Consider the following 22,720-nt stretch of genomic DNA (forward strand, 5'->3'; position numbering starts at 1 on the left):
TCAACGCTCGTGACAGATGGCGGCCGCACCGTCAAATAAGACGGTGCGCAAACACAAGAAGATCGGGCCTGCCGCCGCAGTCACCGAACCTTAATTATTTCAGGAGGTTGGTAAACATATGGTCGAGAAGCAAATTCGATTCGGTGTCAACATTAATGCTAAGGATTCCGGCGGCGACGCTCTCGCCAAGCTCAAAGATGTCGAAGCCGCGGGGGTCGACATAGCTCTCGTTTCTGATCATCTAGGCGCCCATGCGCCATTCCCGCTTCTTGCTGCGGCGGCTGCGTCTACTTCAACGGTGCGTCTGGGGACGCTCGTGCTCGACGCGCTGTTTTACCGGTCTGCGCTTTTGGCCCGCGACATCGCCGAAGTAGACCTGCTCAGCGGCGGGCGGTTAGAAGTCGGTCTTGGCGCCGGATACGTTAAGGAAGAACTAGACCTAGTCGGTCTGCCTTTTCCAGGCCCAAGTGCCCGAGTAGACACTCTCGCCAACATCGTCACCGAACTGCGCAAGTTTTTATGCGATCCCCACCATGTGCCCGCGCCGATCCAAAGCCCCCCACCCATCATGATCGCTGGGGCAGGCGACCGGATATTGACGTTAGCCGCTAAGCACGCCGAGATCGTGAACTTGGCCACGATGGCTATTCCCACCTTCGACAGGCTGCGCGATCGAGTTGACTTCATAGGACGCCAGGCTGGCGATAGGACCGCCGATTTGGAGCTGAGTCTCGGCACCCTTGCTTTCAGTATCCGTGAAAAGCCTGACCTCTCATACGTTCACGCGCTCTTTGCCCGTCAAGCACCGGGAATCACCGAGAAAGAAGTCCTTAACTCGCCAGGTGTGCTCTATGGCTCCCCGGCCCACGTTGCGCAATCCATACAGCGGCTCAGGGACGAATTCGGCATAACGTACGTCACCTTCAACGACCCAGATCTCGATGACCTCAACGAAGTAATTGAAGAGGTCCGTAAAGGGCGATAGCCCGAATCCGCAGCAGTTGCCGTGATGAGGCCATGCATACATGCGAGACCATCGCTCACGCTACCCGCACCAAGCTCGTCGGAGATCGCTTCCATCCGCACTCTGCTGAACCAGTCCGGCCACGTTACCCGGGCGGATTAGTGTTTCGCGAAATTGTTGAGTTGAGTCAGGATGTGCTCGCGGAGCTGGGCAATCTGTTGAGGCGTAAATGATCCACCCGGATATCTGCCGTGAATGTTCAGTTGCCCGTTGAAAGTATAGACTTCATATCCGGATGCCTGGGAGGGCGCTGGGCTGTGGGGCGCCCGTTCGTCTGAAATCGCGCTCACCGTGAGCTGGCCGCGGAAATCTTCTATCGCCAGTGTCGACGGGGTGGGCGGAGTGAGAATTATGCCGGGATTGGTAACAGTGATCAGCGGCCCGTAGCTATTGGCGAGCAGAATTGATTCCATGTGGTGCGTGTTTTGTTGGATTACGCCGGAAGCCAGATCGTTCTGGATCTGTTCAACGATGCGCCGTCCGATCCGTACGGGGTCGTCGTTTGCTCGCACTCGGGTTTGCCCGATTGCCATGCCGATACCGACGCTGACATCTGTGATGGCCGCTGCCGGTGACAGATGGCCGCGGAAATCTACCGGGGACATGAATCCCATGTTGACCTCATCGGATAGTTCGGCGCCTATCTGGGCCCGTTCCGCTATCGCGATGACGCCGGTTATTAGGCCATGCATGGTGACGCCGAATGTTTTGGCGGCCATCCGTACACCTTCAGTCGTTTTCTGATCGAATCGATGGTGCCAGGTCACCGGCGGATCTGCGAGTTCGTCTATTTCCCCACCTTGCTTACCGCCCCAGATGGTGCTCGTGAACGAGTCTTTCTGCGGTAGCGCACCTTTGAGGATCCCCCGGTGTTCCAGTGCGGTTTCGGGCGCATCCGGAATGGGAGCGGCAATGATCTGCGGCACGGTGCCTTCTGTCACGATCTGTGTGTAGAAGTGCCACAGCATGAATAGGTAAAACGCGCCTAGCCGGGCGTCGGCGATGCTGTGGTCAACTCCGAGCAGCACGGTGTGGGATTGATCCTGGGAGAACACCTTCAGGACAGCAGTGCCGTCCTCAAACCTCAGCGCAGGCAGCTCAGACAGATCGTTCAGCGGCTTATCGAGCACCTCCACTGCAGCGGGAGACTCAGGCGACGACGTGAGCACCAGCTGCACTCCGTCAGCAACGATCCGCGTAGCAAGGACCGGGTGGGCGATTGTGAGCAGTTGCCAGGCCTGCCGCAACGAGCTCATGTTCAGCTCGCCGCGCAAGTGGGTCGTCGCCCAGAACGTCGCTGATACGCCCATGGTGGAGAACATCGCTTCATGCGCAGACAGCGGCCGCAGGACCGTCAGCGGCGAATCGCCCTGCTCGAAAACTGATTTCATCGCATCTCCTGGAGTCGGGTGGCACGTCGAAAACGTAGTGGGAAGAGTAGGTAGTACCTGCGGGTGCTGGTGCCGAGTGAGTTCGTCGCCGCGCATCTTTGTGGTGGCCGAGTGGACTCGTTTGTTGCCCGCCCACAGAGACACAGTCCTGCGGTCCGCTCGGAGATCTTCGCTAACACCGGCGCTGTGCTGCTCAGGCTCGGTTCCAGTGCACGATCGAGCTGGTTTCGCGGGCAACAGGTTTGAAGTCTGTGCCAATGGTGTAGGCGACCGGGAAGACCGCGATCGGTCGATGATCGGGGTCGATCCCTACGATCTCGCGGACCTTGTCTTCCTGTTGGAGCGACCCCGCCGTCCATGCGCTGCCCACTCCGCGGGCTCGCAATGCGAGTAGGAAGCTCCAGGCCGCCGGCATGATCGAGCCGTAGACCAGGTTGGAGGCGTATGAGTCGAGTTCGCCCAGCGGTACTGGGTTCCACATCGTCGGAATCACGATGTAGGGCAGGCGGTGGTAGTTGTCGACCAAGTGCATCGTGGACACGCGCAACTTCTCGGCATGCTCGGCACCAGACACCGATGCGATCATCTCGAAATACCCGTCTCCCTTACCATTTGAGAACTGGGCTTGGAGCAGGTCGGCAAGCTGCTGCTTGAGCCCAGGATCGTCGATGACATACCAATGCCATCGCGGGACGCCACCGCCAGTGGGGGCCTGCACCGCTACTTTGATCGCCTCTTCAATTACCGCTCGAGGCAGAGGCCTGTCGAAATCGAGCCGCCGGCGCACGCTCCGTGTCGTCGACAACACGTAATCAACGGCGGCCACATCAAGTCGTTCTGTAGAGGTCATGTCGCTTCCTTAACTGTTGACAATAGGGGCGCGTGTCAGCGTGACCAGCTGGTAGGGCGGCATCGCGCGAGTGAGGCGACGCCGCCCGAATTGCGCAGTAATTTCGTACCCGGCGTGGTCGGCAAGTGCACTAAAGGCCGCAGGGCTGTAGGCGCGCAGAAAGCTGATGACCCCGTCATGAACGGCGGGATATCCGATACGCGGCAGCTGAACTGTTGAGAGGGTAAGAATATGCAGCAGCAACTGCAGCGGTGAGAGCCGGGGAAGGTCGATGATGAAAAACTTGGCACCGACCCTGGTCGCCTCACCGATGGCGGCTGAGGCGATCGCCGGAGGCAAGTGGTGAAATGCCTGCGCAAACACCACGAGGTCGTAGCTGTTGTCGTTGGCGCTGATGGCGGTAGCGTCCTCCACGCGCACTGTGGCGCGGGGATGAGATCCCAGATCGCTGTCAGCGATGTTCGCTACAGACACCGGATCCAGGTCTGTCACCGTCACGCGTGCGGTCGGATGGGTCGCCAGTATCGCCCGGGAAAGTCCACCGTGTGCAGAGCCCAGCTCCAAGATCTTCGGGTTGCTGACTGCCTCGACCTGCTGAAGTGCCAGGTGGGCGAACTTCTCATTGAGTCGCGTACGTCGCCCCAACTCATCTAAGGCGCGAACTACCTGCTGTTTGATCCGGTCCGGTACGTCGTCTCGGTCCAGGAATTCCAGCCGATCTGTTTGCAGGCGCGTGTCCAGCCACGATGCATCCGGACCGCCGCGGGCCATCTCCTCAATTTTCGAGATCTTGCCAGTTGTCCCCATGAAAGGTTCCTTCCTCCTGAAACTGGTTGTGCCACAGAACTAGTCGCCATAATCGCTGGCAGGGCGCACGCCGACGGACAAGCACGTTGAAAGCTCCTAGCGGCCTTGGGATAGGCGGCTTGTAAGTGAGCCAAGTCGGCGCGCGGGCGGGTGGCCTTGCTGTGTGGATGCCGCATCCGCTCGACTGCCGATCCGATCGAGTTCGGCGATGGCATTTTCGGGCAGAGCAAGTTCGGCGGCAGCGAGGTTTTCCTGCAGATGCGCCGTTGACGAGGTGCCGGGAATGAGCAGGATGTTCGGTGAACGTTGCAACAGCCAAGCCAGTGCGACGGCGAATGGCGTTGATTTGCATTGGGCGGCAACGGATTCCAGTATTTGCGAATGCAGCGGTGTGAAGCCGCCGAGCGGAAAGTACGGTACATACGCGATGCCGTGCGCCGCTAGCGAATCGATTAGGCCGTCGTCGTGTCGGTGGGTCAGGTTGTAGAGGTTCTGCACGCACACGATCGGGGCGATTGACTGCGCTTCGCGGATCTGCGACGGACTCACATTGCTTAGGCCCAGGTGTTTGATCAGTCCTTTGCGCTGCAGTTCTGCCAGGGCCGCGAAGGGTTCGGCGATCGAATCGGCGTTGGTGCCGGTGGTGCTTCCGATGCGCAGATTGACGACATCAAGCACATCAAGTCCGAGCCGGTCAAGATTGTCGTAAACCGCTTGGCGCACCTGTTCGGGCGCCAGTGCGGCAGGCCAGTTTCCGGCTGCATCTCGCAATGCCCCGACCTTGGTCGCGATATGCAGGCTCTCGGGGTAGGGATGCAGGGCTTCCTTGATGATCTCGTTGGTGACGTAGGGTCCGTAGTAGTCGGCGGTATCTATATGGGTCACCCCGCACTCGATGGCGTTGCGCAGCACGGTGATCGCGGCCGCACGATCGGCGGGAGGGCCAAATACGCCGGGGCCGGCCAGTTGCATCGCGCCGTAGCCCATGCGGGTAACCGTCAGATCCTGGGCCATGGTGAACGTGCCACCGGCAGGCGCTTTCGTCGTCGTCATTGTTCCCTCGTCCTCGCGATCCGGTGCGCGCGTCGTAGTTGATGTGCGCTGTGTCTACTGTCGGGGAGGTGATCGTCCGCGGGAAGTGCCCTGACGATCCTGGGAGTAGCAGGACCAGTTACACGCTCAGATATAGCGGCTACCGTTGAGACCATGGGCGAGAGCAACCTACTCGGGGAGTACCTACGTGCGCGCCGCGAACTGGTGCAGCCGGCCAGTGTGGGTCTAAGCACTCACGGGACGCGGCGGGTGACCGGGTTGCGGCGCGAAGAGGTAGCCATGCTGGCAGGCATCAGCTCCGACTACTACCTACGGCTCGAACAGGGGCGCGACCGCAACCCGTCATCGCAGGTTCTCGACTCGCTGGCACGTGTGTTACAGCTCGACCAGGCCAGTGCTGATTACCTGCTCAGCCTCGTCACGTCTAAGAGTCAACCTCGTCGCCGGCGCCGTCGTGAGATCGTCCCAGCAGGAACCCTGCAACTGATCGAGACGCTGCCCCTGCCGGCCTACGTGTTTGGCCGCTACACCGACGTCCTGGCCTCCAACAGATTGGCCCAGGCGCTCTCACCCAACCTGCAAGTCGGCAAGAACAACTTGCGCACCCTGTTTCTGGACCCGGCCGAAAAGGCGCTCAGCGCGGACTGGGAACGCAACACCGAGCTGCTGGTAGCCGTGTTCCGGCAATCGGTAGGAACAGACATCGACGATCCACGTGTCGTCGAACTCGTTGGCGAACTATCGCTATCCAGTGAACGCTTCTGCCAACTCTGGGCCCGCCGCGACGTCGCTCAGCCACGAAGCTTCGATATCCATCTGCACCACCCACAAGTCGGAGATCTCACGCTGAGCCTCGAAAAACTCGCCATCGCAGGCACAGAAGGCCAGCTTCTCGGGATTTACCACGCCGAACCCGCCAGCAGCAGCGCCGAGAAACTGGCACTGCTGGCCACCCTAACCAGCTCAATCGACACCCCCGTCCGCTACACCACCCCAAGCGAACACCCACCGACGGTGTAGCCGCCGCGGGCTGCAACGAACAACAGCGCCGCGAAGCAGTGCACACGTCGCGGGCATCACATCGTGTTTGTGGAGGCCCCAACCAAAGCCCCGCCAGGAAATGCGCAGGGGCGCCTGAAGTTACCGCCAACGACCGTGGTCGAAGTACTCCATGTATCCCGTACCCCGATAGACCGTGCCGTCAATGTCGGCACGGTAGTCGTATGCGCCGATATGTCCTGACGAGACCGCGGCGATCATATGCGTGCTCACGGTGCCATCGATGACGGCGAATTCCTTTGCGCCGTCGCGGATTGTCCATCGAAAACGATCGGGCACTCTCACCGGGATACCGTCTGAGTTGAGGACCTCGTCATCCTGAAGACTCAATACCTCGAAGCGATTATTGTGCACAAAGCTGCGCAACGGGCCGCCGGCTTCGCGGGTGAACGCCATCACGCAAATGGGGTTACGTTTGGTCATGCCGCCAAGGACACAAAGCAAGATCTGCTTGCGCTCGTCCAGGTTGAGCATGTGGTAGGTGAAGAACGAAGGCAGCCGGTTACGTAGCCAACCGGGCAGGACGGGCGCATAGGACAAAAATGCAGGCCACGCTGCATGCTCGAAACCGCCCAGCGTCGACACCGCCGACTCGATGCCGCCCTGACGAACGACACCTTCGACCTGCAGCATCACGGACAGATGCCGGTAAATCGGGGAATCGGCAAACACGGTAACTTCGCCGGTCGGAGTCAGATCGAGGTCGACGGAGAAATCTGCACGACGAGTACGCAGATGGCCTTTGGTCGCTCCATACTCCAGGTGGAAATCATCGCCCAAGCGGACGGTGGTGCCATCGGCCGAGAAATCGACCTCATCCTTCGCCGAATATGTGGCGATCGGCGGATGAGTTGTTGCGGCGGTGCCGTGCCCCATCCACACGGTGTTGCGCAGGCTTCCACGCACAGAGTCGGGGCCGTTGAGCAGCCCGGCCGCGCCGAGAAGCCCCATGTTGGCCAAAAAATGATGCGGTGCAGGCAAACCAGGGACCATAACGCCCCAATGCCACATCTCCCGCCCCAAGAGCTTGCCCGTAAAAGGCGGCAACCCCGACTCCGCCGGTGTCGGATTCGCTCTGCGGTGGTTGATGCCAAGGGCTCTGCCCGCAATACTCATCACTACACCCGACAGGCCCCGGCCCCGCTCAGTGCTGTCGTACACGGGAAGCGCGTATTTGCGACCCGTGCCTATGTTATCTACCATATTCCATATATATAGCATGTGGCCGTCGATGGAAAGCCATCCCCCGGCGGCGTACGCCCTACTCCTTGCCGACCAATGCGCCCGGTACTGAGGACCCGAACAGGACCGTCAGGGCACCCAATCCCCCTTGTTTCCAATAGATTCCGATATGCGAGCGCAGGAACCTTATCGTGGGCCGGGGGCGCCCGGCTAGTTGCCGTCCAGCGCCTGCCGCAGTATCTGTTCGAGTTCCTTTTGGACCTTGTGCAGGGGCGCGGTATCGCGGTTGGCGCGGGCCAGAATCAGCCCCCCTTCGATCGATGTGACGATGAGTGTGGCCAGGCTGCCCGCGCGTTTTTGCTTGATGCCCATCTCCACGAGGCCGGCGGCAATAAGGTCCTGCCAGGTTTGGAAGATGGCGTCGGCCTGAGGGATCAGACTCTCGTCGATGTCGCCGCCGCCGATCGCTGCCGAAGCAATCGGGCAGCTGGCTCCGAAGTTCTTATGCTGCAAGATCGTTGTCCAAAACTTGACGTAACGATCAATACCCCCCACGGGGCCGACGGTAAACGCTTCGGCGACTTTGGTCTCGGTGATGTGTCCGGCCAAATCGAGGGCTTCGGCGATCAGTTGGGCGCGCCCTTCGGGGAAGTAGTAGTAGACCGAACCGCGCGGCGCGCCGCTGCGTGCGATGACCTCATCGACGGTGACACCGGCGGCGCTACGTTCGGCCATGAGTTCCACGGCCGCGTGCAGCATCCGCTCCTTGGTCTTTCCCTTGCTCAACCTCTGCTGAGTATCGGTGTCAAACATCGGCAACCTTTCCCTTCTGCTTCACCTTCGGCTGGCATCCTATCCAATCTATGGATTATACTATTGGCCATATGTTAGATTGCGGAAATGCTGGCGTGGGCCAACCGCTCCAGATCGAACAACTAAGGAGCCAAGTCGTGGCAGAGATACGGACAAGCGAAGTGGTCGTCGATGGTGTGCGCTCTCCGCTGTTGGTGGCAGGGCCGGATCACGACTCAACGGCGGTGGTCTTCATTCATGGAAATCCGGGTTCGTCGCATGATTTTCGGGGACTACTGGACAGGGTCGGTGAGCACGCGCGCGTGGTGGCGCTGGATATGCCCGGCTTCGGGCAGGCAGATAAGCCGCGCAGCTTCTCGCAGAGCGCGGTCGGACATGCGCGTCATCTTGACGGTGCGCTCGCGAAGCTAGGTATTACGACAGTTCATCTGGTATTGCATGACTTCGGTGGGTTGTGGGGTCTGACCTGGGCTGCTGCACACCTGGAGCAGGTCGCGTCTATCACGCTGATGAACACCGGCGCGATCTCCGAGCACCGCTGGCACTGGCCGGCACGGCTGTGGCTTGTGCGTGGGGTCGGGGAACTCGTCATGCGTCTCACCACGACGGCAGCGTTCAAACTCATCATCCAACGTGGCTACGTCCTCAAACCGTGGCCCACACCGCTGCCTGCCGACTTCCTGGCACACATGGCCCATGATTTCGATACCGAGACACGTGATGCGGTGCTGCGCCTGTATCGCGCATCCCATCATTTGGGCGAGTTCGGGCCGGCCATGGCATATCTGTTGCGCGAGCATGATATTCCGGCGTTGGTGATCTGGGGTGCTCGCGATCATTTCCTGCCCGTCAAGCATGCGTATCAGCAACTCGAGGCTTTTCCCTCGGCACAGGTGGTCATCCTGGACAAAGCGGGGCACTTCCCGATGGTCAGCCACCCCGCCGAGACCGAAGCGGCAGTCACCAAATTCCTCAAACCTCTACTGGCCCAACCGCAAGCACCGAAACTCAGGCTCGCGGCCAAACAGATCGGACCGGCCAGCTGATCCTTGATCGACCGTTGATCCTGATCCATGAGAGGCGCGCCACTGTGGTTAAAGCTGTTGAACTGAAACTGGATACGCTAGGCCTTCGTCAAGAGGGTCGAGTCCTGACGGTCACACATTCAAGTCCGCCGGTCAACCTCGCCACGTTCCGATTTATGCATGACCTGGAACGCCTGACATGGGCTGTCGACCGGGACGAGACCGTTGGTGCCGTGGTGCTCACGGGTGTGGATGGGCGATTTATCTCGCACGTGGACCCCTCTGATGTTCAGGGTGCACTGCAGTTGCCGGCACCTCCGGTCGCACGGCAGATCATCTACCCGTTTTGGTTACTGGTCAGAGGGCTGTTGCGGATTCCTGGCGCTCGTGCACTAACCCAACGGTTCGGCGGGGCCGGCGGGAGGACAATGGTCTGGGGGCATCAATGGCGCACCACGATTGTGCGGATGAGCCGTTCTAGCACCGTCTACCTGGCTGCTATCAATGGATCTGCCACCGGTGGCGGCTTCGAGGTTTCGCTAGCCTGCGATATCCGGTACGTCTCGGACGCCCCGCACATCCGGCTAGGACAAGTCGAGATCCTGCTCGCCGCGATCCCAGGGGGTGGAGGCGCGCAATTGCTACCCGCAATGATCGGAACAGCAAGGGCATTGGAGCATATGCTCGACGGCACACCCGTCACGGCCGACCAAGCGGTCGCATGGGGAATGGCTACCCGTGTGTTGCCCGCTGCGGACCTACTGTCGCTCACACAAGAAACTGCCGCACGACTGGCGTCTCGATCACCGCAAGCGATCGGCGCCATCAAACAACTCACCCACGCCAGCAGCAGCCGCACCTTCAGCAGAGGACTCGACGAGGCCATCGCGGCGTTCACCGCACTGGGCACCAAACGCCCCATGAAAAACTCCGTCGGGGCACTCGTCGACGACATCAAAAACACCGGAGACACACCACTCAATACGGGCGCGGGGCCCTGGATACAGGGCACACGCCTCAACCAAATCAGCTGATGCGCAGCCGGTAAACAACCAGGACCCGAACCACCCAAACCGTCAGCGGCAGCACCACTCGAAGGGAGCGGCGATGGAACAGCTTGCACGACTCTATAACTGGATCAAAAGAGAATACCTGCCCCCGCCACCGACGGCGTCGGACGGCAGCCTCGGTGCGCGCGCTGCTCGGTGGCTGCCGTTAGCCATCAGCCTATTTGCGCTATGTCACTTAAGTGTATGGTCGCTCGCGCTCTTGGCCTCCGCCAGCCAACACCCCGAAGAACTAGGACGCATATACGCCGAAAAACTCGGAATACCCCGGCTTGAACCCATCGGCGACATACTATTTCACGCATTCGCCTGGGGGCACGGAAACCATGCACCGGAAGTCATGCTGGAAAGCATCTACGTCGCGTGGTCCGTCTTTTTGCTCATCGCAGCCCGCAAACTGCAAGCCAACAAAACCTTCCTGGACTTCACCATCGGCGGCAACCTCGCCCACTGGCTCGGTATGACGATGATGACAGTCACCATGCACGACCAGGCCTACCACCACTACGAGGACATGCTCCTACTGCTGCTCTCCCTTGCATTCCTGGCAGCATTCTGGATACCTGCGCGCAAACATTACCAAGACGAGGGAATTCTCATCTAAGAAAGTTGGTTACCGCTTTCGGTAGTAAATACTATTAAAACACAGGGAGATTGACTCAACATGAGCGTTTGGTTCGTCACCGGGGCATCCCGCGGGCTGGGTTTGGCTATCACCAAAGAAGCACTGTCGCGCGGACACCAAGTCGCCGCAACCGCCCGTGACATCACAGCAATCGCCGCTGCTTTCCCAGACGCCGACAAAGCCTTGCTCACGCTGCCGTTGGATGTCACCAATCAGGCACAGATCACCGCCGCCGTCAACGCGGCGACCAACCGTTTTGGGCGTATTGACGTGCTCGTCAATAACGCCGGGCGCGGGTTGCTTTCGGCGGTAGAGGAAGCCAGCGATGCAGAGGTTCGATCGATCTTCGACATCAATGTCTTTGGTCTGCTGGCCGTCACCAAGGCAGCACTTCCTGTACTGCGCCAACAGCAGTCGGGCCACGTAATCAATATCAGCTCGTCGGCCGGGTTCACCTCGCGGCCTGGCTGGGGTATCTACGCCTCGACGAAGTTCGCGGTTGAGGCTGTTTCTGAAGCCTTGTCGGAAGAGGTAAAAGCTCTGGGCATCAAGGTCTCCATCATCGAGCCCGGCGGATTTCGCACGGACTTTCAAGACGCCAGCAGCATCCACGTCGCCCACGACACGATCATCGACTACGAGAATGGCCCCGTTGGGGCAGTACGTCGAAACCTGGTAAATACCAACCATAATCAGCCCGGCGATCCAGCCAAGGCTGCTCGCGCGATCGTCGACATCACCGAAAATTCCGAACCGCCGCTGCGTCTGGTCCTGGGGCCCGAGGTGGTGGAACGCTTCCGGAACAAAATTGCGGCCTTCTCCCAGAACCTGGCGGACTGGGAAAATGTCTCGGCATCAACGAATTTCGGTGAAGAAGAACGCTAGCGGTTAGCGAAACGGGATGTCCGGGCAGCACCGGATGTCTTATTTCAGAACAAGCTGTGTCGGCGAAACAGCAGCATCTGACGACCCGCGCAGCAGAACAGCAGGAGACGATGGCGTTCGAATTTAACGGCAAAAGGGTCGTTGTCACGGGTGCTAGTAGCGGTATCGGACGGGCTACGGCACTCAGGTTGGCCGATTACGGCGCCTCGGTGCTGGCGGTGGGGCGTGATCAAGTCAAGCTCGAGGAGGTCTTCAGCCAGGCTAGAGCTCTGACAGGGGAAGTGGTCACCTTCGCCGCGGACCTAACAGATCCTGAGTCGATCGCCGTCGTCGCACAGCAGGCACGTCAGTGGGGGGACATCGCTGGACTGGTAAATGCGGCCGGCGGCTTAGCGGAACGAGTCGATTACCGTCGCCCTGCAGAATTTGCACGCCAGAATTCGACGGCCGAGATCTTCGATTACACCTTTGCGCTGAACACCAGAGCGCCGGCGTTAATGTCGTATGCATTGCAGGAAGAGCTGCGTGCATCGGGTCAAGGCGCAATCGTCAACGTCTCTTCGAGCGCGGCTCTTACCGCGCCGGCGCTGGCGCCGTACTACAGCGCAAGCAAAGCCGCGTTAGCGACCCTCACTCGGTCTCTGGCTAAACAGTTTTCTCCTGATATCCGAGTCAACACCGTCACTCCTGGGCATACCGACACCCCGGGGTTCGCATCTGATCCTGCAATCAACGCGGCTGAGGCGCAGAAATCTCTACTTGGGCAGCGCATCGGGCGGGTGGACGAAGTCGTGGCACCGATTCCGTTTCTGCTCGACCCGGCTAGCTCGGGCTGGATCACGGGATCGGACATCACCGTCAATGGCGGAGCTACTGCATGAACCGCCGCGCGAAGGCGTGTGGGCAGAGCCTGTCGGTAGTCATCTTGCCTAGAGACCGCCCAGAGTACCGAGAATCCAGACCGCGCCCGATGAGCCACTGAGAAAGGATGAACCTTGCGTGCTATCGCATTTACTGAGTTCGGCGGACCGGAGGTGTTGCAGGTCGTTGAGCTGTCGGCGCCACACGCCGGGCCGGGGCAGGTGCGGATCAAGGTCGTCGCCTCAGATGTGAACCCGTCCGACACCGTTAGTCGCAGCGGATTCGTCACCGAACGGCACCCCGAACTATTTCCCGTTGCGCCGCTATACATTTACGGCTGGAATGCCGCTGGCGTAATCGACGAAGTCGGCCCCGCAGTGCATCGCGGATTCTCCGTCGGAGACCGAGTTTTAGCTTTGGTCACCCCCAAACGCGCCGAAGGAGCTCAAGCAGAATACGTTGTTGCCCAACAGGAATCGGTTGTACACCTGCCCGATCATATCGACTTCGTTTCAGGCGCGACCCTGTTGATGAACGCGGCGACCGCGCAATCTGGTCTGGAGCAGCTCGACCTCCCTGCCGGAGCAACGCTGGCAGTTACGGGATCCATCGGGGCCGTAGGCGGATACGTTATCGAGCTCGCAAAAGAAGCCGGACTCACTGTGATCGCTGACGCCAGCCCCGCGGACGTGCGCACAGTGCGTGAGTTCGGAGCAGACCACATACTTGCACGAGGTACAAGCTATATAGAACAGGTACGCCAACTGGCGCCGGACGGCGTTGATGCAGTGTTCGATACCGCATTACAGTACGACACCGCCGAAGCCATCGTGCGTGACGGCGGTTCGGTCGCAGTGGTACGACCGCATCAGCGTCCCAACCGCCGCATCCGTTGGATAGCGGCCAATGTGCACAACAAAGTTGGCGACACCCCAACGCTGGAGAGGTTACGCGATCTGGCGGCGGCCGGGAAACTCACTCTGCGCGTGGCCAGAACGTTCTTCCCCGAGCAAGCGGCTCAGGCTCACCAGCTCATCGAGAACGGCGGAGTTCGCGGCCGTCCGGTCATCGTCTTCTGAACACACATCGTAAGCTTTTGTGCCTGCGGCGATTTCAGCCCTCACACCGATACGCCCGCCCGGCACAAGTTTCTGGCCGATTTCACGCATTTAGCGCGCTATACCGTCGATTGCAGCCGCCTTACGGGCTTGCCTGCGCCCCTCCTGGGTAACGTCCGGAGCGTTGACCGTTACACTCGGACTATATATTCTAGTATATAACATATACCGAGGAGGGAACATGGCAGGAATACGCACAGGTGCGGTGACAATCGAGGGCGTAAGGTCCCCGCTGCTACTCAGCGGGCCAGATGCCGGTCCGACAGCGGTGGTGTTCGTGCACGGTAGTCCCGGCTCATCGCACGACTTCTGCGGATTGCTGGCAGCAGTCGGAGAACATGTCCGTGCGGTCGCACTCGATATGCCCGGATTCGGACAAGCAGACAAACCTCAAGACTTTCCCCAGAACACTCTGGGCCACGCGACACATCTCGGAGGTGTCATCACCGAGCTCGGAATCGAGCGTGTGCATTTGGTTCTGCACGACTTCGGAGGTCCATGGGGAATTGCCTGGGCCCTTGGCCATTTGAGTTCGGTAGCCTCGATCACCCTGATCGACACCGGAGTGGTGACCGACCATCGCTGGCACTGGCCCGCGCGGCTATGGATGACCCCCGGCATCGGCGAAGTCTTCGCGCGATTGCTAGGTATTCCAGCCCTGTTTAAGGCGATGCTCTCGTACGGCTACTCCTTCAAGCCTGCGCCGACGCCCCTGCCCGCAGATTTCTTGGCGCACATGGCCGCAGACTTCGACCGAGGCACCCAGGATTCGGTGCTTCGACTGTATCGAGACGCACAGAACGCTGAGGAATTCAGCGAATTCCTCAGCAATACCCTTCGGCCACATAATATTCCATCATTGGTCATCTGGGGCGGACGGGATCATTTCCTACCGGTCAAACACGCATACCAGCAACGCACCACATTCCCCTCGGCGCAGATCCTAGTCGTCGACAAAGCCGGACACTGGCCACAGGTAACCCACCAAGCTGAAACCGCAAGCGCACTAACTAACTTCCTGAAACCACTCCTATCGGAAACAGGGCATGCGGATAGATCCGACCCCCATTCTCCTCGAGATGCGAACTGAAGTGCATAGCTTCTCCTCGGTAGCCCAGGCTGGAACTAGCCGTTTCCCGTGATCGAACGGGAGCATCCGAATCCGGCGCCTTCTTTGGGGTGTACCGAGTTCGAGAACGACTTCATGCCCGCTTCCCAACATCGCCCAGGGGCGCGGGTGACGACTAGGCCGCATGGAAGGAACGAGTGCTGGGATCGAGAATCGCTGATAGGGCGGACGACACCATTTCCATCCAATGTGCAGGAGTAAAACGATGAAGAGCGAATCCTTGCAGACCTTGTCTGGTAACGAAAGCTTCGCCGCCGCATGCTCGACCTTGCCACTCTGGCGGGAGCGTACGAGGCCCTCGGCGCCACGAGCCCGGTCCTGGGTGCGTCCATTATCGCGACAGGCAATGGCTACGAGCCAATAGATGAAGGCCATCGCGTCCGCTGTACAGGGCGAACCTGAAGTTCTACAGCTCGTTGACTTTCCTGAGCCAGACAGGGCCCGACGAAGTGCGTTGAAAGTAGCTGCCGCCGGTGTCCGCTCCTCCGATGTTGGATCTCGTCGAGGTGGTGGCCTGCCTAGCCAAGACGGACTCAACGGCGGCTCCGCTCTCGTCAGCAGCGGCGCAAACTTCGCAATGCAACTTGTTCACGGCCGCGTGAACCCCGCAGCCGTTAGTGGCGTCCAGTCCTATGCCGCTTGCTGACATTGCTTCCGTCGCTATCGTGATGGCACAGAAAGCAGTCAGGGGCAGCCGCCCAGGCCAATAAACTCACCCCTGGATCCAATTCGGCACGTGATTGCGCAACATCATTGCCGTTGGGACCCATGGTGCCCATCACCGGCGCAATCACTAGGGCGACCATCAACGGAAACGTCGCCAGAATCCTGCGAGAAGAAGCTCCCAACTGAATCAGGCGGAGCCAACTACCGGCACCCGTCAGACCCACCGAGGCAATATGCGTTCCTTCAGACATGTCACGGCTCCCTTTCGGATTTATTCACCGTAGCTCCGGCCACGGGCCCAGCTAAACCGACTACGCAACTAAACAAACGTGTCAAACACCGGCTTGGCGCCCACTATTCCGCCGGGCGGCTTCTGTTCAGGTTGACCGCGATCAGAACGCGGCCCACCAGGTCGTGCAAGCGTTTAGCGGACTCTGCGATCTCTGCGCCAATGTTGTTGACGCGAATCCCCATCACTGCTGGTCGTCATCGACCTGTGGTGTTGGGGATGATCAGGGACCCAGGGGCGCGGCGGTTCATCGCACAGAATCGGTTGGATGGCCAGGTTTCGTTCTCTGTGTCAATATGTCTGCGCCCGGGCCACTTTGGATCGTGGATTCGTTAGACGGTACGGGCATACCGGGTGTGAATCCCGGCTAATCGAGGCCCCGTTAATCCGTGGTGGCTGGCAGCATCCTGCGCGTCAGGATGCTGCAGGGCCTGTGGGCGTAGAGAGGATCGTGATGTCGAAGTCGAATATGGATCTCGGAGTGTTGGGGGTGCTGCCGGTTCGCGCCAGCGCGCTCAATTCCGCGCGTGCGGTGTCGGAATGGCTTCGTTTAGCCGGCACTGCGGAGCGCAGCCGCATGGTTGCCCAGATGTCCAAAGAGCAAATCGTGCATCTGGTTTCACTGCTGGACGAACAGACCGGCCCCGAACTGCTGGGATCCCTTGACGCCCACGCCGCGGCTCAGGTTGTGCGTGCTGCAGGTGTAGAACGGTGCGGCCGGTTCTTTGAAGCCCTTGACTACGACACCGCTGCCGACATCGTGCGGCAGTTGGGGGGTGTCCGCCGAGAGACCCTCCTGCAGACCCTGAGCCCGGAGTACGTGGAGGCACTCGAAGCGGTGTTGCAGTGGCCGCCGGAATCGGTAGCGGCGCACATGATTCCGGATGTATTCACTATCGGTCCCGAGTTGAAGGTGCCTGCGGCCCAAGAATCCGTGCGGGCGCAAAGCCGCGGTGGGGGCGGCAAAGTTCATGGTGGTACAGGCCAGATTTATGTCACCGACGCCGATCGGCACCTGCTAGCGTCGGTCGGCTTCGATGATCTCGTCCTGGCCGATCCGAATCAGACTGTCGCACAGTTCATGAGTGAGGACCCGATTCGGGTGGGGCCGCTTACCGACGCGGAGCACGCTGCTCGAATTCTGATCGATTACGACCTGTTGGCGTTGCCGATCGTCGATGATCAGGGTGAGGTGCTCGGGGTGTTGACCGCCGAAGCTGCCGACGACATCCTGATCGAAGAGGCCACCGAAGACGCGGAACGGCAAGGTGGTTCGGAGCCTCTTGACGTGCCCTACGTGCGGGCTTCGCCGGCACATCTATGGCGCAAACGCATTGTGTGGCTTCTGGTGTTGTTCGTCGCCGAGGCATACACCGGCACCGTGCTCAAGGCATTCGAGGACGAGCTCGAGGCGGCGGTGTCGTTGGCCTTCTTTATTCCGCTGCTGATCGGTACCGGCGGAAACACCGGAACTCAGATCACCACCAGTCTGATACGCGCCATGGCCACCGGCCAGTTTCACATCCGCGATCTGCCCCGCGTTTTGTTGAACGAATTGTCGACGGGCGTCCTTGTTGCGTTGACGATGGCTGGCGCAGGCATCATGCGGGCCTGGACCCTAGGTGTCGGCAAGGAGATCGCGATTACCGTCTCTTTGACGCTCTTTGCCATCGTTCTATGGACGGCTCTGGTGGCATCCCTGCTACCGCCCCTGCTCCAAAAGCTGAAGGTCGATCCCGCGGTGGTATCTGCCCCGATGATCACCACCCTCGTTGACGGGACCGGCCTGATCATTTACTTCCTCATCGCCCACGCGACCCTTCCGCAGCTCGCCGGCTTGTAGGGAGGTTTCCAGCCTGCGCGGCATCGGTCGGCGGGTAGCGTGCCGGACGTGAACCTCAATGACTTCCAAGCGCTCTACGACCTGTCGGGACGTACCGCCATCGTCACCGGCGGCACTCGTGGAATCGGGTACGCGATTGCTGAGGCTCTCGGCGCCTGTGGGGCATCGGTCGTGGTGTCGAGCCGGAAGGCCGATGCCTGTACCGCCGCGGCAAAGGAGCTACAGGACAAGGGGTATCGCGCACTTGGCGTGCCCGCCCACATGGGGGACCTGGGCGATATCGACAGGCTGGTCGCGAGCACGGTTGACGAGTATGGCGGTGTCGACATCGTGGTGAACGCCGCCGCGAACCCGGTCGCGCAGCCCATGGGCAGCTACACACCGGAGGCGCTGGGTAAGTCCTTCGACGTCAATGTGCGTGGTCCGGTGTTTCTGGTGCAAGCGGCGCTGCCGCATCTGACCGCCAGTGAGCATGCGTCGGTGCTCAACGTGGTGTCGGTGGCGGCGTTCCAGTACGTGCCGATGCTGTCGATGTACGCGGCGATGAAGGCCACTCTCATGTCCTTCACCCGGTCGATGGCCGTCGAATACACCGGTCGCGGTATCCGGGTGAACGCGCTGGCGCCCGGCACAGTCGACACCTACATGCTGCAGCAGAACCCGCAGGAGGTCATCGATGCCATGGCCGCGCAATCCTTCATGGGACGTGTGGCACACACCGACGAGATGATCGGCCCAGCGCTGTTGCTGCTGTCGGACGCGGGTTCGTTCATCACGGGCCAGGTGATCGTGGCTGACGGCGGTGGCGGGGTTCAGCGTTAGGCGGGTATCGGAGTGCACTGAGCGGGCCGCCAGCGCTAGGCTCGTCACGTGGAGCCTGTCTATGGAACGGTGATCGGGCTTGCCCGCACCGTCTGGGCCGTTCAAGGCCTGAAATTCACCGTCACGGGTGTCGAGAACCTGCCGACCGAAGGCGGGGCGGTGGTGGCGATCAACCACACCGGGTACATGGATTTCACCTTCGCCGGGCTACCGGCGTTCCTTCAGAAAAAGGGACGCAAGGTGCGCTTTATGGCGAAGAAAGAAACCTTCGACAACAAGATCACCGGCCCCATCATGCGAGGGTGCCGGCATATCTCCGTGGACCGCGTAGACGGTGCCGCGTCCTATGCCGAGGCGGTCGACAAGCTCAAGGCAGGTGAGCTGGTCGGGGTCTACCCGGAAGCCACCATCAGCCGCAGCTTCGAGATCAAGGAATTCAAATCAGGGGCGGCACGCATGGCCATCGAGGCTGGCGTGCCGATCGTGCCGCACGTCATCTGGGGCGCACAGCGCATCTGGACGAAGGGGCATCCGAAGAACCTCGGTCGCACCAATACGCCGATCTCGATTGCGGTGGGCGCACCGATCCCGCCGACATTGCCGGTTGCAGAGCTCACCGCGCTGCTGCACGCACGCATGCAGCACCTGCTGCTGGAAGTGCAGGACGATTACGGTCAGCATCCCGCCGGTGAGTACTGGGTGCCGCATCGGCTGGGCGGATCCGCGCCGACGCTGGCGGAGGCCGCGCAGTGGGACGCCCAGGACGCCGCCGAGCGCAAGGCACAGCGTGCTGCCCGCGAGGCGGAAAAGCAGGCCCAGCAGGATGGGGCACAGAAAGACGGCTAGATGGAACCGGTCTACCGACTCCTCGAAATCACGGCTAAAACGGCGGTCCTCCTCACGGGGACCACGATCAGATATCGAGGTCTGGAGCAGGTCCCCTCTGGCGGAGGTGCGGTGATCGCGATCAACCACACCAGTTACGTCGACTTTCTTCCCGCGGGTTTGGCGACGGTTCGCGCCGGGCGGCGTCTGCGGTTCATGCTCAAGGCGGAGATGCAGGAGGTGCCCATCATGAACTTCCTGATCAAACATGCCAAGGCGATTCCCGTTGACCGCAGCGCGGGCCACGGGGCCTACGAGGCGGCGGTGGACAGCCTGCGCAGTGGCGAGATCGTCGGGGTGTATCCGGAGGCCACCATCAGCCGCAGCTTCGAGCTCAAGGAGTTCAAGAGCGGAGCCGCCCGAATGGCGCATGAGGCCGGTGTGCCGATCGTTCCACTCATCGTCTGGGGAGCTCAACGCATCTGGACCAAGGATCATCCAAAAAACCTGGGCCACAGCAAAATCCCCGTCAACGTGGCGGTTGGCCCGCCGCTGGACGCATCCCCGGATTTCGAGCGCACCACCGTCGAGCTGCACGACGCCATGGAGCAGGTACTGACGCAGGCGCAACGGGATTACCCGGAAGAGCCCGGCGCCTACTGGCTGCCCAGGCGCTTGGGCGGCAGCGCCCCCACACTGGAGGAAGCCGCCGCGCTCGACGCGGCGGAATTGGCAGAACGCGCCCGTAAGCGGGCCCAGAAGAAGACAGGCCCCAACCGCACGTGACTCCTCCCACCCTCATCGCGTCCGACGTGGACGGGACGCTGATCGACTCCGACGAGCTGCTGTCGCCGCGTACCCGGGCGGTCATCACTGCTGCGGTCGAATCGGGCAGCACATTCGTCCTGGCTACCGGCCGTCCGCCCCGTTGGATCACCCCCATCGTCGACGCCCTCGGCTTTGCGCCGATCTCGGTGTGCGCCAACGGCTCCGTTTTGTACGACGCGGACAGTGACCGGATCCTCTCTGCGGCGACGCTCGCTCCAGCGGAGCTCGCCGTGCTGGCCGGGGTCGCCCAAGCAGCCATTCCCGGAGTGGGCCTGGCGGTGGAGCGGGTCGGCCGCAGCGCACACGACGCCGCGACACCGCAATTCGTCAGCTCACCCGGATACGAGCACGCCTGGCTGAATCCCGATAACACCGAGGTGTCGCTGGACGACCTGCTGAGCTTTCCCGCGGTAAAGCTGTTGGTGCGCAAGGCCGGAGCCAGTAGCGCAGACATGGCCGAGGTCCTCGCGCCCCTGGTGACCGAGGCAGGTGCGGCCATCACCTATTCCACAGATAACGGGCTTATCGAGGTGATGCCCACCGGGATCAGCAAGGCCAGCGGAATCGCGGTGGTGGCGGATCAGGTTGGGGTACGGCCCGAATCGGTGATCGCCTTTGGCGATATGCCCAATGACGTAGCCATGTTGCGCTGGGCCGGGCACGGGGTGGCGATGGGTAACGCGCACCCGGATGCGCGGGCCGCCGCCGATGAGATCACTGCCACCAACGACGACGACGGGGTGGCCAAGGTTCTCGAACGCTGGTGGGGCTGAGATCTTTTAGGTGCGTCCGGCGCTAGGCGGCGGGTGCGAACTGCTCTACCGGGGGCGGCGGGGGAGGCGGAGCCGGTGCGGGTGGTGGCGGTGCCGCCGGTGCGGCAGGTGCTGAGAACTGTTCGGCCAGGGCACTTTGTGCCACCGGTGCCACGCCGAGGATCTCGCGGGTCTCTCCGTTGATCACGCTTGACACCCGGCCACTGGCCCGGTCGTAGATCAGGGAGCCATTCTGGAAGTTCTGCACGATGATGTTCGGTTCGCCCACTTCATCGGTCACCGGGAGACCCAGCGACCCTCGCTCGTAATCTGTTTCCGCCCAGGCGTGGTAGATCGCCCCGACAACGGGATGGGTGCCGGTGCCGGGAGAGAAGTACATGGCGCCGTTGCGGAAGGTCGCGAAGCGGGCATCACCGGCGGCCTGCTGCTCAGTGGATGTGGGCGCACCAAGGGAACTGTCGGTGCTGCCCAACCGCATCCAAGTGTCATAGATGGCGCCGCCGCGCATCGCGTCGACCAGATCAGGTGGCTCGCCGTTGGCGGCGCCTGCGGCGATATCGCGCAGGCGGGGTATCAAGCGGTACGCGGCCTCACCCGGGCATTCGGTGTTGCCGACGTCGCGGTGCGTGAAAATCGTTGGCAGCGTGACGACTTTTCCTCCGGGCACGGTGGTGAATGGTCCGCCCTCCGACGCCAGGTCCACCTGGCCGCGCGGATCAACGCCGGCGAGCCGCAGTCGCCAGCCCAGCATGCGGCCGGCGGATTGCAGCATCGCGGGAGAGGGCTCCTCGCGAGTGAAGTCGCCGATCAGCGCCAGCCCCCAGCTGTGCTCGTTGAATCCTCCGGTGTGTGCGCCCTGCACGTTGTTGGTGATGCCGCCGAAACGGCCCTCGAAGATCTGTCCGTACTTGTCCACCAGCACGTTGTAGGCGATGTCGCACCATTTGAGGGTTTTGGTGTGATACGCGTAGATGGCCCGGATGATGGCAGCGGAATCGTAGGGCGAGTAGTTGTTGCTTCCGGCGGTGTGGTGGACCACTCCCGCGCGCACGTCCCTGTTGTAAACCGGTGGGCACCGGTCCGACTCATTGGCTCCCCATTGGGCACGGGTGATGATGCGCGGGCCCGCCTGGGGCAGCGCTATCGGCGCCGACCAGCGCTCTTCGAACCGCGCGCCATCGGGTGGTGCCAGCTTGGGGCTGATCAAGATGGCGTCGAGTCCGGTGGTCAGCGGCTGCTCGATGCTCGCCGGCCGGTACCCCAGGCCGGGGTCGCCGCCGCCGGTCTTCGGCGCCTTCACGTTCGCGCCGTAGCGGGGTTGCACGGCGATCTGAGCGGAATGGGTTGAGCCGACGAATACCGGCTCTGTCGCCGCGGGGATTGCCTTGTCCTGGGCCACGGGATCGCCGGACTCAACGGGGTGGAGCTCGTACCACTGCCCCCAACCGCCATCGGTCTGTTGCGCCCGCACGGAAACGTTGACGGAAGCAAGGTCCTCGCCGCGGACGGCGACCAGGCTGAAGGATTCGGCCTGCTGGATGTCGTGCACGGTGGCCGGTGTATTCAGACCGGGTAGCCCGACCTCCGCGGTCAGGACCTCGTGAGTCGCGGAATTCTGCAGCGACTGCGAGGTGATGGCAGTCTCTTCGGCCTGCTCGGTTTTGAGGTGATCGACGACGCTGACGGTCATCACCGTCGCAGTCGCGGCAAGAGCCAGCGCAAGCTGCCGTCGCATGGGCATCTTGCTGACTCGTACTGGCACGTCGTCTCTCCTGGATCACACCG

General features: G+C 61.3%; 22 protein-coding genes. 14 read left to right on the forward strand and 8 right to left on the reverse strand.

Translation table 11 applies throughout. From position 1 onward, the window contains the following. The first annotated feature begins 118 nt into the window (after window positions 1-118). The gene (locus tag HBA99_RS00815; RefSeq protein WP_070951704.1) at window positions 119-985 is read left to right on the forward strand and encodes a TIGR03621 family F420-dependent LLM class oxidoreductase; all 867 of its coding nucleotides are present in this window, start codon (window positions 119-121) and stop codon (window positions 983-985) included. 137 nt (window positions 986-1,122) lie between these two features. Here HBA99_RS00815 and HBA99_RS00820 read toward each other — a convergent pair whose 3' ends face one another. The 4 genes from HBA99_RS00820 to HBA99_RS00835 form a co-directional block, all read right to left on the reverse strand. After that, window positions 1,123-2,415, reverse strand: a complete 1,293-nt coding sequence (locus HBA99_RS00820) for a phthiocerol/phthiodiolone dimycocerosyl transferase family protein (RefSeq protein WP_070951703.1) — start codon at window positions 2,413-2,415, stop codon at window positions 1,123-1,125. A 193-nt stretch (window positions 2,416-2,608) separates the two neighbouring features. Next, complete coding sequence (locus HBA99_RS00825; RefSeq protein ID WP_070951702.1) at window positions 2,609-3,265, reverse strand: nitroreductase family protein; 657 nt, start codon at window positions 3,263-3,265, stop codon at window positions 2,609-2,611. Between the two features lie 9 nt (window positions 3,266-3,274). After that, window positions 3,275-4,072 carry a class I SAM-dependent methyltransferase gene (locus HBA99_RS00830; protein WP_081347646.1) on the reverse strand — a complete coding sequence of 266 codons (798 nt, stop codon included), beginning with the start codon at window positions 4,070-4,072 and terminating at the stop codon, window positions 3,275-3,277. Window positions 4,073-4,168: 96 nt separating this feature from the next. Continuing rightward, window positions 4,169-5,125, reverse strand: a complete 957-nt coding sequence (locus tag HBA99_RS00835; protein ID WP_081347645.1) for an oxidoreductase — start codon at window positions 5,123-5,125, stop codon at window positions 4,169-4,171. Window positions 5,126-5,278: 153 nt separating this feature from the next. Here HBA99_RS00835 and HBA99_RS00840 point away from each other — a divergent pair, with 153 nt between their 5' ends. Next, window positions 5,279-6,145 (forward strand): helix-turn-helix transcriptional regulator, encoded by an 867-nt coding sequence (locus tag HBA99_RS00840; protein ID WP_070951700.1) that lies wholly within the window; start codon window positions 5,279-5,281, stop codon window positions 6,143-6,145. A 120-nt stretch (window positions 6,146-6,265) separates the two neighbouring features. Here HBA99_RS00840 and HBA99_RS00845 read toward each other — a convergent pair whose 3' ends face one another. Then, window positions 6,266-7,300, reverse strand: a complete 1,035-nt coding sequence (locus tag HBA99_RS00845) for a DUF6670 family protein (protein ID WP_131822814.1) — start codon at window positions 7,298-7,300, stop codon at window positions 6,266-6,268. Between the two features lie 276 nt (window positions 7,301-7,576). After that, complete coding sequence (locus tag HBA99_RS00850) at window positions 7,577-8,125, reverse strand: TetR/AcrR family transcriptional regulator (RefSeq protein WP_165615237.1); 549 nt, start codon at window positions 8,123-8,125, stop codon at window positions 7,577-7,579. A gap of 191 nt (window positions 8,126-8,316) precedes the next feature. Between HBA99_RS00850 and HBA99_RS00855 the strand changes: the two genes are divergently transcribed. From HBA99_RS00855 to HBA99_RS00885, 7 genes are all read left to right on the forward strand, one after another. Next, complete coding sequence (locus tag HBA99_RS00855) at window positions 8,317-9,225, forward strand: alpha/beta fold hydrolase (protein ID WP_070951697.1); 909 nt, start codon at window positions 8,317-8,319, stop codon at window positions 9,223-9,225. A gap of 446 nt (window positions 9,226-9,671) precedes the next feature. Next, a complete protein-coding gene (locus tag HBA99_RS00860; protein ID WP_199252995.1) occupies window positions 9,672-10,238 on the forward strand; it encodes an enoyl-CoA hydratase/isomerase family protein in 567 nt (188 codons plus the stop codon). A 73-nt stretch (window positions 10,239-10,311) separates the two neighbouring features. Then, complete coding sequence (locus HBA99_RS00865) at window positions 10,312-10,875, forward strand: hypothetical protein (protein ID WP_131822813.1); 564 nt, start codon at window positions 10,312-10,314, stop codon at window positions 10,873-10,875. Between the two features lie 60 nt (window positions 10,876-10,935). Further along, window positions 10,936-11,781, forward strand: a complete 846-nt coding sequence (locus HBA99_RS00870; protein ID WP_070951695.1) for an oxidoreductase — start codon at window positions 10,936-10,938, stop codon at window positions 11,779-11,781. Window positions 11,782-11,837: 56 nt separating this feature from the next. Then, window positions 11,838-12,662 (forward strand): SDR family NAD(P)-dependent oxidoreductase, encoded by an 825-nt coding sequence (locus HBA99_RS00875; protein WP_081347642.1) that lies wholly within the window; start codon window positions 11,838-11,840, stop codon window positions 12,660-12,662. Between the two features lie 114 nt (window positions 12,663-12,776). Then, window positions 12,777-13,721, forward strand: coding sequence for an NADP-dependent oxidoreductase (locus HBA99_RS00880; protein ID WP_070951694.1), 945 nt, complete (start codon window positions 12,777-12,779; stop codon window positions 13,719-13,721). Window positions 13,722-13,941: 220 nt separating this feature from the next. Continuing rightward, the gene (locus HBA99_RS00885) at window positions 13,942-14,850 is read left to right on the forward strand and encodes an alpha/beta fold hydrolase (protein ID WP_081347641.1); all 909 of its coding nucleotides are present in this window, start codon (window positions 13,942-13,944) and stop codon (window positions 14,848-14,850) included. Window positions 14,851-15,503: 653 nt separating this feature from the next. Here the strand turns inward: HBA99_RS00885 and HBA99_RS00890 are convergent. After that, window positions 15,504-15,806, reverse strand: a complete 303-nt coding sequence (locus tag HBA99_RS00890; protein ID WP_131822812.1) for a hypothetical protein — start codon at window positions 15,804-15,806, stop codon at window positions 15,504-15,506. A gap of 492 nt (window positions 15,807-16,298) precedes the next feature. Between HBA99_RS00890 and mgtE the strand changes: the two genes are divergently transcribed. The 5 genes from mgtE to HBA99_RS00915 are packed head-to-tail and all read left to right on the forward strand — an operon-like array spanning window position 16,299 to window position 20,935. After that, on the forward strand, window positions 16,299-17,687 hold the full coding sequence (gene mgtE / locus HBA99_RS00895; RefSeq protein ID WP_234798060.1) for a magnesium transporter: 1,389 nt from the start codon (window positions 16,299-16,301) through the stop codon (window positions 17,685-17,687). Window positions 17,688-17,735: 48 nt separating this feature from the next. Further along, complete coding sequence (locus tag HBA99_RS00900; protein WP_030096122.1) at window positions 17,736-18,509, forward strand: SDR family NAD(P)-dependent oxidoreductase; 774 nt, start codon at window positions 17,736-17,738, stop codon at window positions 18,507-18,509. Window positions 18,510-18,557: 48 nt separating this feature from the next. Then, window positions 18,558-19,355, forward strand: coding sequence for a lysophospholipid acyltransferase family protein (locus HBA99_RS00905; protein ID WP_030096121.1), 798 nt, complete (start codon window positions 18,558-18,560; stop codon window positions 19,353-19,355). After that, window positions 19,356-20,120, forward strand: a complete 765-nt coding sequence (locus tag HBA99_RS00910) for a lysophospholipid acyltransferase family protein (protein WP_030096120.1) — start codon at window positions 19,356-19,358, stop codon at window positions 20,118-20,120. Then, a complete protein-coding gene (locus HBA99_RS00915; protein ID WP_070951691.1) occupies window positions 20,117-20,935 on the forward strand; it encodes a Cof-type HAD-IIB family hydrolase in 819 nt (272 codons plus the stop codon). The genes HBA99_RS00910 and HBA99_RS00915 overlap by 4 nt, the downstream gene beginning before the upstream one ends. A 22-nt stretch (window positions 20,936-20,957) precedes the next feature. Here the strand turns inward: HBA99_RS00915 and HBA99_RS00920 are convergent, their stop codons facing one another. Continuing rightward, window positions 20,958-22,697, reverse strand: coding sequence for an N-acetylmuramoyl-L-alanine amidase (locus tag HBA99_RS00920; RefSeq protein ID WP_070951690.1), 1,740 nt, complete (start codon window positions 22,695-22,697; stop codon window positions 20,958-20,960). Window positions 22,698-22,720 lie beyond the last annotated feature (23 nt).

Source organism: Mycobacteroides chelonae, from assembly GCF_016767715.1.
GTDB lineage: Bacteria > Actinomycetota > Actinomycetes > Mycobacteriales > Mycobacteriaceae > Mycobacterium > Mycobacterium gwanakae.